The following is a 12,407-nucleotide window of genomic DNA, read 5'->3' as shown; positions in this document are numbered from 1 at the left end:
CGGTCCGCAGCAGCTTCCGTCCCACTGTCCACCTCTTCCCCCGACCGACGAGGACCGTGCACCGTGAACCAGCCGATCAACGCGCCATCGAACGACGTCCTGAGCCTCCCCGAGGCGGCCTCGCGCCTCCTCGGATGCAAGGCGGTGCTGTTCGACCTCGACGGCGTCATCACCCCGACCGCAGAGATCCACATGCATGCCTGGGCGAAGCTCTTCACCGACGAGCTCGTCGCCCGCGGGATCACTGAGCCGTACACCGACGCCGACTACTTCCAGTACATCGACGGCAAGCCGCGGTACGACGGGGTGCGCGCGATGCTCGCGTCGCGTGGCATCACGCTTCCCGAGGGCTCGCCGTCCGACGCCCCCGAGCTCGAGACCGTGTGCGGCCTCGGCAACCGGAAGAACTCGGTCTTCTCGGCCGTCCTGGAAGCCGACGGCATCGCAGCGTACCCGGGATCGTTGACCTTCCTCGACACCGTCGAGCAGGCAGGCCTCCAGGTCGCCGTGGTGTCCAGTTCCAAGAACGCCGAGGTCGTCCTCCGAGCGGCAGGACTCCGTGAGCGGTTCCCGGTCGTGATGGACGGCGTCGTCGCCGCGCGCGAGGGGATCGCCGGCAAGCCCGCTCCGGACACCTACGTCGAGGCCGGTCGTCTGCTCGGTTACGCGCCGTCTGAATGCGTCGTCGTCGAGGACGCGCACTCCGGGGTCGAGGCCGGTCGACGTGGCGACTTCGGTCTCGTACTCGGCGTCGACCGCGGCATCGGGCACCAGGCGCTCATCGATGCGGGAGCCGACATCGTGGTCGACGACCTCGCCGACCTCGTCGACCCGCTGCGGTCGGCCTCGCGAACAGCCGGGCCGGACGATCCGGCCGACTCCCAGACCCCCACGGCACCCCACGACTCCTCCGAGGACCAGGCATGAACCACATCACCAGCGACCCGCTCGACCGTCACCGGTTCCCGCTCGACGACTGGGCGCTCGTCGAGACCCATGTCGACGCGGACGACGAGGGCACGACCGAGACCCTGTTCGCGCTCGGCAACGGCTACCTCGGGTTCCGCGGCAACGTCGAGGAGGGCCGCGACGGCCACGTCCACGGCACGTTCATCAACGGGTTCCACGAGACCTGGCCGATCCGTCACGCCGAGGAGGCGTTCGGCTTCGCCCGCGTCGGTCAGACGATCGTCAACGCGCCCGACACGAAGGTCGTCCGCCTCTACGTCGACGACGAGCCGTTGATCCTCAACGACGCCGACCTCCTGAGCTTCGAGCGTCGCCTCGACTTCAAGACCGGTGTCCTCAGCCGTGAACTCGAATGGCGGACGCCCTCGGGCAAGCGGGTCCACATCCGCTCCCGTCGCATGGTGTCCTTCACCGACCGCCATCTCGCGGTCCTCGACTACGAGGTCACGTTGCTCGATGCGGACGCGTCGCTCGTGCTCTCCAGTCAGATCATCAACCGGCAGGACCGTCAGGACGACTACCTCACGAACGCACCCGAGCCGGGGATGGGCGACCCGCGCAAGGCGGAGTCCCTCACCGAGCGGGTGCTGCAGCCGCGGTTCAAGCTCATCGACGGTCCGCGCGCCATGCTCGGCTACCAGACGACGAACTCCGGGATGACGATCGTGGCCGGCGCCGACCACATGATCGAGACCGAGAACGAGTACGAGGTCTCGACGCACATCGAGGCCGACCTGGCGAAGCACGTGTACACGATCCGCGGCCGCGCGGGCGTGCCCACGAAGCTCACCAAGATCATCAGCTACCACACCTCCAACGCCGTCCCTCCGAAAGAACTCGCCGACCGTTGTGCCCGCACGCTCGACCGTTCCGCGGAGAACGGCATCGAATCGGCGATCCGCAACCAGGAGCTGTGGCTCGAGGACTTCTGGGCGCGCTCCGACGTCGAGGTCCACGGACAGCCGGCAATCCAGCAGGCGACGCGCTGGAACCTCTTCCAGCTGGCGCAGGCGTCCGCACGCACGGACGGTGGCGGTGTCGCGGCGAAGGGCGTGTCCGGCTCCGGGTACGGCGGCCACTACTTCTGGGACACCGAGGTCTACGTCCTCCCGTTCCTCAGCTACACGGCGCCGCTCGTCGCGCGGAACGCCCTCCGGTTCCGTCAGAACATGCTCGACGCCGCCCGCTCCCGCGCGACCGAGCTCAACCAGCACGGCGCCCTGTTCCCGTGGCGCACGATCAACGGGCTCGAGTCGTCCGCGTACTACGCGGCCGGCACGGCGCAGTACCACATCGACGCCGACATCTCCTATGCGCTGCGGCAGTACGTCGCGGCGACGGGGGATGAGGACTTCCTCGCCCGCGGAGCCGTCGACATCTTCGTCGAGACGGCGCGCATGTGGGCCGACCTGGGCTTCTGGCGCGCGAACGGCAAGGACTCGTTCCACATCTACGGGGTCACGGGGCCCGACGAGTACACGACCGTCGTGAACGACAACCTCTACACGAACGTCATGGCGCGGGCCAACCTGCTGTCGGCCGTCGAGGCCGTCGAGCGCCTCCGCGAGGACGATCCGGCCTCCTTCGAACGCCTGGTCACGCGGCTGTCGCTCGACGACGCCGAGGTCCGTGAGTGGCAGCGCGCCGCCGAGCACATGCACATCCCCTTCGACAAGCGGCTCGGCATCCACCCGCAGGACGCCCAGTTCCTCGAGAAGGAGCTGTGGGACCTCGACCACACCCCTCCCGAGCACCTCCCGCTGCTCCTGCACTTCCACCCGCTCGTCATCTACCGGTTCCAGGTGCTCAAGCAGGCGGACGTCGTGCTGGCGCTGCTCCTGCAGGGCGACCACTTCACCGACGAGGAGAAGCTCGCCGACTTCGACTACTACGACCCGCTGACGACGGGCGACTCGACCCTGTCGGCGGTCGTGCAGTCGATCATCGCCGCCGAGGTCGGGTACCAGCGGCTCGCGCTCAAGTACTTCTGGTCGGCGCTGTTCGTCGACCTCGCGAACCTGCACCGCAACACCCCGGACGGTGTGCACGTCGCCTCCACCGGTGGGGTGTGGAGCGCGCTCGTGCTCGGCTTCGCCGGGATGCGCGACCACGGCGGCGTGATCTCCTTCTCGCCGCGACTGCCGGTCGACTGGCAGGGCATCACCTTCCGGCTCACCGTCAAGGGCACGCGGGTGCGCATCTCCGTCCGGCGCACCGAGATGCGGTTCACCGTCGAGGAGGGCGATTCCGCCTCGTTCGTCGTCGGCGGCGGCAACGTCCTCGTCGAGGCCGGCACGACGGTCACCGTTCCGCTCGACAACCAGGGTCCGCACCTCGTCGGCGAGCCGAGCGCGAGCGACATCGAGGGCAGCCGCCGTGCCGACGGCTCGCTCATCACCGTGTCGATGCCGACCATCGCGCTCGGGCCGGCAGACACCGAGTCGATCCCGATCATCCAGCCGCAGTCGGAGTAGGCGACTCCCGTCGTCCACTGACCCGCTCGACCGACCGTCGAGTGGGTCAGTCGACGACGGTCGGCTCCGGGCTCGGTTCCTGGCCGCTGGGACCGGGGACGGCGCCGCGCTAGACGGTCAGTGCCCGCCGGAACGTCTCGAGCGTCTGGGTCGCCGTGCGCTCCCAGGAGAACCGCTCCGCCTGTTCAAGACCGGCCGCGGCCAGTCGTCGCATCTCATCGGGCCGGGTCACGGCGGTGCGCATGACCGACGCGATGCTGTCGAGTGACGTGGGGTCCAGGTAGAGGGCCGCGTCGCCGCACACCTCGTGGTAGACGGGGATGTCGCTCATCATGACGGGGAGGCCGACCATCATGGATTCGAGCGCCGGGAGGCTGAAGCCGTCGACGAAGGACGGCATCGCCATGATCGTCGCCCGGCGGTAGAGCTCTCCGAGCTCCTCGCTCGTGAGCCAGCCCTTCAGCTCGACCCAGTCCTGCATGCCGGTCTCCTCGACGACCGCCTGCAGGGGATCCTCTCCGTGGCTGCCGGTGATCACGAGCCGCGGGCGTTCGTGCTCGGCCAGCAACGGCAGGGCGCGGATGAGGCTCGCCCAGTTCTTGTGCGGGCGGCGGTTCCCGGTCGCGAGGACGAACGGATGCTCCTGATCCGGGTCGCGGTCGCCGTCGATCGTCGGCATGGTGCCGGCCAGGGGCACGAGGTCGATCCGGGCCCGCGGGACGTGCAGGTACTTCTCGATCTCGGCACGTGAGACCTCGCTGATGGTGAGGACCCTGGTGGCGTTCCTGGAGGTGAGGCGCTCCATGAGCTTCACGGGAGCGGTGTACAGCGGCGTCGTCATGAGCTCCGGATTGCTCCAGTACAGCATGTCGTGCATGGTGACGACCGACGGCATCGACGAGCGCGCCGGCCCGAGCGTGGCGGGGGAGTGGATGAGATCCGCTCCGTGTCGCTTCGCCTGGCGGGCCACCTGGAACAGCTCGCCGTAGGCCCAGATGAACCGGTTCTCGCCGCTGATCCCGGTGTCCACCATCTCGCCGGGGAACCAGGAGCGGTCGAGCCGGTATCCCTCTCGGCTGGCGAGTCCGACGAACTCGAACTCGCTGCCCTGGCGGCCGATCTCCCGATAGAGCTCGCGGGCGTAGGTCTCCATGCCGCCCTTCGTCCCGGTGTAGGAGAGGAGGTCGACGGCTACGCGGGGCATAAGGCCCGAGGATACCAGCGGGACGGTGGGGATAGGCTGGTGGGCGGTCCGGCGAGCGGTGAGGAGCGGGTCAATGCCAGCAGCACCAGTCGATGCACGGGTCTCCGTCGCCCTCTGCACCTACAACGGTGAGGCGTTCCTCGGCGAGCAGCTGGCGAGCATCGCCCGGCAGACCGTGCTGCCCGGCGAGATCGTGATCAGCGACGACGGGTCGACCGACGGGACGTCGGCCATCGTCGAGCGCTTCGCCGAGGCGTCGCCGATCCCGGTCCGCTTCCTGCGGAACCCGACCGCGCTCGGCGTGACGCGCAACTTCGAGAGCGCCATCCGTGCGACCGTCGGGGAACTGGTCGTCCTGTCCGATCAGGACGACGTATGGCGGCCCGACCGCGTCGAGCGTGCCCTTGCCGCCTTCGACGCGCGTCCGGAGCTCCAACTGGTGTGCTCGGACGCCAGGCTCGTCGGAGCCGACGGTACCCCGCTCGGCACCACCCTGTTCGCCTCGCTGTCGATCGGGCCGCACGAGCGCGACCGTATCCGCGCGGGCGACGCGTTCGGCGTGCTCTTGCGACGCAACCTCGTCACTGGCGCGACCGCGATGTTCCGACGTGCGGTCTTCGACGCGGCCGCGCCGTTCCCCGCTCCGTGGGTGCACGACGAGTGGTTGGCGATCGTGGCCGCAGCACGAGGACCGATCGAGTTCCTGGACGAACCGCTCGTCGACTACCGGCAGCACGGCGCGAACCAGATCGGGATCGTCGAGCCGACGCTGGCGTACAAGATCTCGAGACTGATGCAGCCGGGGCGCCAGCGCAACCGCGACATCGCCGATCGCGTCGCAGGGCTCGCTTCCTGGCTCGACGATGCCCGTGAGCCCGGCGCCGCGCGCCGATCCCTCGGCCGTCGTCGCCAAAGCGGCCTTCGAGCGGTTCCGGGCCGATCTCGCTCCGGCCCGGTGGCGACGGATCCTCCCCGTCATGCTGCGTGCTCCCCGCGGCGAGTACCAGCGGTATGCGAGCCAGGGGGCGCTGGACATCGTGCAGGGATCTGCTGCAGCCGGCCTAGCCTCGGGTCACCTGCCATACGGCCGCGCCGACCACGACGACGCCGAGGGCGAGGAGGCCGCCCCGCCACGGGGCCCGGTGGCGCGCGGCGAGGAGGAGCAGCGCCATCACGACGAGTTCCCGGGCGTTCACGAGCCAGGCCGCGAGCTGCAGGTCGTGGAGGGCGACGATGCCGACCGGGAGGGACAGCAGCACGCCGACCGCTTTGATCGGACTCGCCCAGCGCATCCGGCTCTCGGCCTGGAGGACCGCCGTGACCGACCAGGCGACGACCGAGGGAGCGACCGACAGGGCGAGGACGGGGACGAGTGCGAGGGCGGGGTCCCAGTCGTCTGCGAGGAAGGGGTCCACGACCAGCTCAGCCCCGATGCTCGTCGCCACGGCGGCCACGACCGCCAGGACCAGCGATCGTCGGAGCGAAGCCTCCGTGACCGCGACGATCTCGGACCCACGGCCGTCGCGTGCCGCTTCGGCGAGGACCGGCCGGAGGACGTTGATCGTGGCCAGCGCCGCCGCATCGCCGATGCTCCGTGACAGCGACATGGCGAACGCGTACTGGCCGAGGCGTGCCCCGCCGGCGAGAGCCCCGATCGAGAGGCGGTCGGTCTGCCCCTGTCCCCAACCGAGGAGCGAGAACAGCGCCGTGTGCAGGTAGTCGCCGAGGACGTTCACGGTCGGTTCGCGGGAACGCGCGTCGGTGGCTGGACGCGCGGGGGAGTCGCGCTGCACGTCGCCGGTTGAGCAGGGCGAACCCCGCCTCCGCGAGCATCGCCTGCAGGGCGCTGGCGAGCAGCGATCCCGTCGCCAGGAGGGTCGGCACGCTGCAGAGCAGGGAGGCTGTCGACGACCACGCCTGATGCGATGCGATCTCCTTCCATCTCCCGGCTCGCTGCAGGCGGACCAGGGCGTCGATGCCCACGGCCGAAGCCGCCGGGACGAGGACGAACGGCGCGAGGGCGATCGCCTGCCATCGGTCCTCCGCGTGATGGGTCAGGAGCAGGGCTCCGACGGTCACGGCGAGCGCGGCGCCTCCGATCAGCGCGGACCAGACCCGGAACCGGAGGACGAACCGGTCCCCGGCCTCGGTGCCTCCGTGGACGACGGCGGTCTGCCGGGCGGCCGTGTCGCCGACGGTCTGGACGAGCGTGAGGGCGAGGACCATCCAGGCGTACATACCGACGAGGGACGGCGTGAGCCGGGCGGCCAGGACGAGCATGACGAGCGCCGACGCCACCCGGGGAAGGATCCGCTCGACGATCGCCCAAGCGAGGTGGATCATCGTCCGCTCACCCGCACGGTGGTCGATCCGCGTCTCGGTCGGTGAGCGTTGTCGTGGCGTCGGCGGGACCCTCGTCGTCGTCGGATGCCACGATCGTCGTGATCACAGGTACCACGTCCTCGATTGCAGGCTCTCGAATGCGCGCCCTGCCCTCGACGAGAGCCGCTCGACACCACGTCGACGGCGCGTGCCGTCGCGGCTCGGGCTGATGACCTGGAGCGCTCCGACGACGAGGACGATGGGGAGCTCCCAGCCGAAGGACCTCGGCATGCCCAGCCCACGGTGTCGTCGGAACAACCGCACCGTTCCCCGGCCGTAGCCGAAGAACTGCCGAGCCACGGCTCGAAGGTCACCGCGAAGTCGGTACTCGACCACGGCCTCAGGGACCGCGGTGGTCGGGTGACCAGCCGCCGCCGCCCGCCAGAAGAAGTCCGTCTCGTCGCCGCCGCCGAGCAGGGTCTCGTCGAATCCACCGAGCCGGTCGAACACCCGTCGTTGAAACCCACAGTTCGCTCCCGGCGGCCATGGATGGAAGCCGTGCACGGTGCTGACGGCCTCCTGTCTTCCCGCAGGTGTGCCGTCCGGGAGGGTCCGCTCGAGCGCGCCGCCGACGCAATCCGCACCGGCTTCCAGCGCGCGCCGGTGAGCCTCGATCCAGCCGGCCTGGACGACGTCGTCGGCATCGCAGAGGAGCACCGCTGAACCCCGTGATGCCCGGATGCCGGTGTTGCGAGCGTGGTTGATACCCGGCCTGCCGCTCGCGTCGACGAGGCGAACGCGCCCGTCCTTCTCACTGAACCGGCGGACGAGTGCTGCGGTGCCGTCGACGGAGCCGTTGTCGGCGACGATGATCTCGATGTCGACGGACGAGCCTTGGGCGAGCAGGGCTTCGAGTTGCGTGGCGAGGGTCTCCGAGCCGTTTCGGCAGGGAATGACGATCGAGTACACGGTCCTCCGGATCTGGCATGGGCGAGGTGACCAACTTTGCCGTCGTCTAACATACAACATATGAGATATGAGCCTGATCGTCGTCGTCCACCCGCTCCTCCCGTTCGACGAGCGGCAGACATGACGACCGTGCTCCATGTCACCGATTGCTACGCGGGTGGGATCCCCGTGGCGATCGAGGCCTACGTGCGGAATTCACCGCCGGGCGTCGAACATCACCTGCTCGCGCAGATCCCGGACGGCGCCCCGGTCGACGACACGCTGTCCGACTGCTTCGCGTCCGTGACCGCGCTCGGGCGGCGACGGCTCGCTGCCGTGCGAGCGATCCGCCGGGTGCGCCGTCGTACCGGAGCGGATATCGTGCACGCCCACTCGAGTTTCGCCGGCGCGTACGCGCGGGTCGCCCTGCGGAGCTCGCCGCGGACCCGCATCGTCTACACCCCGCACTGTTACGCGTTCGAGCGCGCCGACCTCTCCGTCTGGAGCCGCCGCTATGTTCCGGGCCGTCGAGTGGCTGCTCTCGTTCAACGTCGAGACCATCGCTGCCTGTTCCGAGGGCGAGGCCGCAGCCGCGGAACGGCGCGGGCCCCTCCGGCCGCGCGTCGTCCACGTGCCGAACGTGGTCGCGGTTCCGCTGCCCGATGCCCGCCGAGACGACCCGGGGCAGCACCGGCCGCTGCGGGTCGCGAGTCTCGGACGCATCGCTCCCCAGAAGGATCCGATGCGGTTCGCCGAAGCCATCGCGTCGATCCGGGCGAGCGGGGTCGAGGTGGCTCCCGTGTGGATGGGCGGCGGCCGCGTCGAGGACGTCACCCGGCTGGAGAGGGCTGGCGTCGACGTCACCGGATGGATCCCGCACGCCGAGGTGGGCTCGCGCCTCGTCCAGAGCGACGTCTACCTCCACACCGCCGCGTGGGAGGGCTTTCCCCTCGCCGTTCTGGAAGCCGTGCAGGCCGGCGTGCCGACGCTCGTCCGGCCGATCGCCGCGTTCGGAGTGGTCCCGGACGCCCTCACCCTCGAGGGCGGGCTCGAGGCGATGGTCGCCAGTCGGCTGGCCGGACCACAGGCGTTCGCCGCCTGGGCTGAGCGGAACGTCTCCCGCTGGTCGGAACGCCTCAAGGATCACACCCCGGCCCGCCAACGCGCGGCCCTCGCCGAGGCGTACCGGATACCGCAGGTGGCCTGATGCGGGTCGCTGTCGTGCAGTGGGGCCGCACCGGTGCGGGCCCGCTCTTCGCCCAGGAACTGGCTCAGGCGCTGCAGGAGGACGGCTGCGATGTCGTCGTGTCCTATTCCCTCGACGCCGAGGTGGCCGACCGGTTCGTGGCACTCGGTGTGCCGTCCTTCACGATCCGCACGTATCGCGACAAGCGCGGCGCGGTGCTCGGTCTCCCGCGTCTGCTCGGGGCGGCGTTCCGGCTCGACCGGTTCCTCCGGCGGCATCGCATCGACGTCGTCGTCATCGCCATGGAGCAGCTCTGGCAGGGGGTGGTCGCGCCCGTGTTCCGCTTCGGCGGTCGTCGGAGTCTGCTCTGCGTCCATGACGCGACGATGCACCCCGGGGACTTCTCGCGGCTCGAGCACCTCCTGCGTCGTGCCGAGCGCCGGGCGGCGGACGGAGCGATCGTGTTCTCCGCCCCGGTCGCCGCCGCACTCACGTCCCGTGGTGAGTTCCGCGCGGACCGCGTCCACGAGACCGTCCACGCCGCGTACCGTGTCGACGCGGGCCGTGCCGTGGTCCGGTCGACGTACCGGGAGGGTGTTCCGGTCGTCGGATGCTTCGGTCGGCTGTCGGCGTACAAGGGGCTCGGTCTCGGGGTGGGAGCGATCACCGAACTGCGACGTCGCGGGATCCGGGTCCGGTTGCGGGTCGTCGGGTCCGGGACCGACGACGCCCTCGAGCTCCTCCGACACGAGGACGACGAAGCTGGAGAACCGCTGGGTCGGCCAGGAGGAGATCGCGCAGGTGGTCGGCGGGTTCGACATCGCCCTGCTGCCGTACACCGAGGCCAGTCAGTCCGGGGTGCTCGCCTACGCGATGGCGCTCGGGGTGCCCTCCGTCGTGACGCCGGTCGGCGGCCTCGCCGAGCAGGCGATCGCGTCAGGATCGGGCATCGTGGCCACGGCGGTGACGTCGACCGCGCTCGCCGACGCGCTGGAGCAGATCCTCGCCGACGCCGATCGTTACCAGGCGCTCTCCGCGGCCGGTGTGCTCGCCGCAGCGGGTCCGTTCTCCTGGGCGCGCGTCGCAGCCGACGTGCGTGTCGCGGCAGCATCCGTCGTGTCCACGGGTCGCTGACCCCTTCGGGATGCGGCGGACGGCGGCCCCCACCGGGCTGAGGCTCCCGTCGCTCCGGGCCGCAGGCTCAGGAGGAGGCACACGGCGACGATCAGCATCGGTGTGAGATGCCGGAGGAACGAGCCGTAGTCCGGCTCGAAGATCGACTGCACGATCAGGAAGGCGAGGATCGCCGCGAACAACCGGTTCTGGAACGCCGTGAGGACCGACGAGCCGCGGGGCGCTCGGAGCCTCGCCGACCGGATCGCGGCGATGAGTGATCCCCAGATGACGAGCAGGACGAGCGCCACGACGAGGTAGATCGCCCCGCCGCGGAGCATCAGCGGGATCGGGATGATGAACGAGGCGAAGGTGAGGACACTGTTGACGAACCCGGACACGGGGCCGGCACCGGGGAAGAACTGCACGATCAGGGTGTTGACCGATTCCGCGGTGCGGTGCTCGTTCACCGTCAGGCGGTAGTGGTCGAGGTCGACACCGACGATCAGCGGGAAGACGACGGAGAGCCCGGCGTAGAGCACGAGGACGACCGCCACGGTGGCCGTCCAGCCGCGCCGCGCCCGCAGCGCGAGACGGAGCGCCAGATAGAGGCCGGCCACGAGGAACCAGTACGTGCGGAAGCCTTGGGCGTACAGCAGCATCGCGGCCACCGGCACCAGCTCGGCCGACAGGCCTCGTCCGCGGTGGGCGATGAGGGCGAGTACCGCGCCCACGGTCAGCAGGTCCTTCGTGTACGCGCCGTGGTAGACGGCGGCGAGTGCGACGCAGCTGATGATGATGGCCCAGTCCACCCACTCGGCGGTCGTCGTCCGGGTGCGCGAGATCGCCACCGTCAAGACGAGCAGGTAGCTCGCGACACCGACGAGGGCGGCGAGCGTCGGCAGCTCGGCGAGGCCCATCCAGCGGTAGACCGCGGCGATGAGCTGGAACGACGAGTCGGCCTCGGTGAACGTCCCCCGGTTCACGCTGATGATCGTGCCCTCGTCGTTCGCGAAGTGCCCGGGCAGTCCTGGTTGGTCGGCTGCCACCCAGGCGAGGGCGAGGAGCGAGGCGATCAAGAGGAGCGAACCGCCGACGAGCGGGCGGTCAGGTTCCCGCCCGCCGATATCGGGCGTCCGTTGCGTCAGCTGCCGGCGCCACACGGCACGGTGGGCGCTGGCCTCCGCGCGGGCCCTGGCCGCGTCCCGCCGCGTCAGGTGCGCGGACGGCTGCCCGGAGGTCACGGACGGATCGTGTGCTCGAAGCGCAACCTCGGCTGGAGGTCACCGAACCAGGTCTCCGCGTAGTTCGACAGCTTGCGGTTGTTGTTGTCGAGCGCGACGACCCGGCGGCCCATCTGCAGCCCGATGAGCATGGCGTGGAGGCGATCGGTGACGACCACCTCGCCGCGGCCGATCAGCCGGACGGCGGCGTCGAATCGACGTTCGGCTCGCCGCATCCACGCGGCATGGTCGCGCTCCATGAGGGGTTTCAACACCGGGTGCTTCGCCGCCCGCCAGCCGAGCCACTCGTGCGCCCGGAGGTCCAACGGGTCGGCCGGCCAGTCGGCGCTCTCGGAGCCCACGAGCCCACCCGCGCTCTCGCCGTCGGTCCGGGCGATGACGATGCGCCGCTGGGTCGGTTCGGGGGCGCTGATCGGGCCGAGGAGGTGCACCGCGTCCGGCGAGAGGCTGAGGTCGTCGACCTCGTCGCGGAGGAGGTCGTAGGAGGTCTGGTCGCGGACGGCGACCCGCAGCTTGGGCCGGGCGGCGAACCGTCGGGAGAACGCCCGGCGGTCTGCATCCGCGGGGAACACGACCGACTGCGGTGCCTGGATGAGCAACGTGTCGACCGGGAGGCGCTCTGCGAGTTCGTAGCGAGCCTCGCTCAGCACCGGGTAGAGGCCTCCGAGATTGCCGCCGCCCTGGATGAGGACCGGGATCGACGAGTCCCGGACCCGCTCCGGCATGCTGCCGGCGCTCGAGGTGGTGCGGACCGCGATGTCGTGTGCGCGCCAGAACCTGGCCTGTCCGAGCGCGATGGCCGAGTCGCCCGAGTTCCGGTGATCGGGGAACTGTGTGTAGTGGAGTTCGGTGACACCGCGATGCAGCTCGACGAAGGAGGCTTCGGTGCGCTGTCGCATGGTCTCGAGGTAGGGCATGGGTGCTCCGTCCGGATCGACACCGAGCGC

Annotated in this window: 10 protein-coding genes and 3 pseudogenes; 8 read left to right on the top strand and 5 right to left on the bottom strand. The window is 70.1% G+C overall.

The window, feature by feature from the left end:
* Nucleotides 1-99 precede the first annotated feature (99 nt).
* Together AC5JOC_RS13785 and AC5JOC_RS13780 are read left to right on the top strand one after the other, a co-directional pair.
* Nucleotides 100-927: an HAD family hydrolase gene (locus AC5JOC_RS13785; protein WP_494246885.1), complete on the top strand. Its 828-nt coding sequence runs from the start codon at nt 100-102 to the stop codon at nt 925-927.
* Nucleotides 924-3,443, top strand: a complete 2,520-nt coding sequence (locus tag AC5JOC_RS13780) for a glycoside hydrolase family 65 protein (RefSeq protein ID WP_124769666.1) — start codon at nt 924-926, stop codon at nt 3,441-3,443. Before AC5JOC_RS13785 ends, AC5JOC_RS13780 begins: the two co-directional genes overlap by 4 nt.
* Before the next feature lie 109 nt (nt 3,444-3,552).
* On the opposite strand, the gene AC5JOC_RS13775 is transcribed toward AC5JOC_RS13780, so the two are convergent.
* The gene (locus AC5JOC_RS13775; RefSeq protein WP_192006772.1) at nt 3,553-4,647 is read right to left on the bottom strand and encodes a glycosyltransferase family 4 protein; all 1,095 of its coding nucleotides are present in this window, start codon (nt 4,645-4,647) and stop codon (nt 3,553-3,555) included.
* 73 nt (nt 4,648-4,720) lie between these two features.
* On the opposite strand from AC5JOC_RS13775, the pseudogene AC5JOC_RS13770 reads away from it, so the two are divergent.
* Nucleotides 4,721-5,212: pseudogene (locus AC5JOC_RS13770) on the top strand (glycosyltransferase); the annotation flags it as partial.
* 496 nt (nt 5,213-5,708) lie between these two features.
* Here the strand turns inward: AC5JOC_RS13770 and AC5JOC_RS13765 are convergent.
* Nucleotides 5,709-6,440 (bottom strand): lipopolysaccharide biosynthesis protein, encoded by a 732-nt coding sequence (locus tag AC5JOC_RS13765; RefSeq protein ID WP_494246578.1) that lies wholly within the window; start codon nt 6,438-6,440, stop codon nt 5,709-5,711.
* 127 nt (nt 6,441-6,567) lie between these two features.
* Between AC5JOC_RS13765 and AC5JOC_RS13760 the strand changes: the two genes are divergently transcribed.
* A complete protein-coding gene (locus tag AC5JOC_RS13760) occupies nt 6,568-7,035 on the top strand; it encodes a hypothetical protein (RefSeq protein WP_494246577.1) in 468 nt (155 codons plus the stop codon).
* 57 nt (nt 7,036-7,092) lie between these two features.
* On the opposite strand, the gene AC5JOC_RS13755 is transcribed toward AC5JOC_RS13760, so the two are convergent.
* The gene (locus tag AC5JOC_RS13755) at nt 7,093-7,938 is read right to left on the bottom strand and encodes a glycosyltransferase family 2 protein (protein ID WP_159879375.1); all 846 of its coding nucleotides are present in this window, start codon (nt 7,936-7,938) and stop codon (nt 7,093-7,095) included.
* A 60-nt stretch (nt 7,939-7,998) separates the two neighbouring features.
* Between AC5JOC_RS13755 and AC5JOC_RS13750 the strand changes: the two are divergent.
* The 4 genes and pseudogenes from AC5JOC_RS13750 to AC5JOC_RS13735 all read left to right on the top strand — a co-directional run.
* Nucleotides 7,999-8,418, top strand: a pseudogene (locus tag AC5JOC_RS13750) (glycosyltransferase); the annotation flags it as partial.
* A 13-nt stretch (nt 8,419-8,431) separates the two neighbouring features.
* Nucleotides 8,432-9,124, top strand: a complete 693-nt coding sequence (locus AC5JOC_RS13745) for a glycosyltransferase (protein WP_494246576.1) — start codon at nt 8,432-8,434, stop codon at nt 9,122-9,124.
* Nucleotides 9,124-9,570: pseudogene (locus AC5JOC_RS13740) on the top strand (glycosyltransferase); the annotation flags it as partial. The gene AC5JOC_RS13745 and the pseudogene AC5JOC_RS13740, both read left to right, overlap by 1 nt.
* 334 nt (nt 9,571-9,904) lie before the next feature.
* Nucleotides 9,905-10,237: a glycosyltransferase gene (locus tag AC5JOC_RS13735; protein ID WP_494246575.1), complete on the top strand. Its 333-nt coding sequence runs from the start codon at nt 9,905-9,907 to the stop codon at nt 10,235-10,237.
* Here AC5JOC_RS13735 and AC5JOC_RS13730 read toward each other — a convergent pair.
* Both AC5JOC_RS13730 and AC5JOC_RS13725 read right to left on the bottom strand, forming a co-directional pair.
* Entirely contained in the window at nt 10,123-11,460 is a 1,338-nt protein-coding gene (locus AC5JOC_RS13730) for a hypothetical protein (RefSeq protein WP_494246574.1), read from the bottom strand. The two genes, AC5JOC_RS13735 and AC5JOC_RS13730, sit on opposite strands and share 115 nt — an antisense overlap.
* Nucleotides 11,457-12,377: a polysaccharide pyruvyl transferase family protein gene (locus AC5JOC_RS13725; protein WP_124769658.1), complete on the bottom strand. Its 921-nt coding sequence runs from the start codon at nt 12,375-12,377 to the stop codon at nt 11,457-11,459. The genes AC5JOC_RS13730 and AC5JOC_RS13725 overlap by 4 nt, the downstream gene beginning before the upstream one ends.
* Nucleotides 12,378-12,407 lie beyond the last annotated feature (30 nt).

The organism is Plantibacter sp., assembly GCF_059073635.1.
This window is presented reverse-complemented; position numbering and strand designations above follow the sequence as displayed.

Coding starts and splice junctions, on each gene's coding strand:
- AC5JOC_RS13760 (WP_494246577.1), top strand. CDS start 6,568: ATGCGATGCGATCTCCTTCCATCTCCCGGCTCGCTGCAGGCGGACCAG.
- AC5JOC_RS13745 (WP_494246576.1), top strand. CDS start 8,432: ATGTTCCGGGCCGTCGAGTGGCTGCTCTCGTTCAACGTCGAGACCATC.
- AC5JOC_RS13780 (WP_124769666.1), top strand. CDS start 924: ATGAACCACATCACCAGCGACCCGCTCGACCGTCACCGGTTCCCGCTC.
- AC5JOC_RS13775 (WP_192006772.1), bottom strand. CDS start 4,647: ATGCCCCGCGTAGCCGTCGACCTCCTCTCCTACACCGGGACGAAGGGC.
- AC5JOC_RS13725 (WP_124769658.1), bottom strand. CDS start 12,377: ATGCCCTACCTCGAGACCATGCGACAGCGCACCGAAGCCTCCTTCGTC.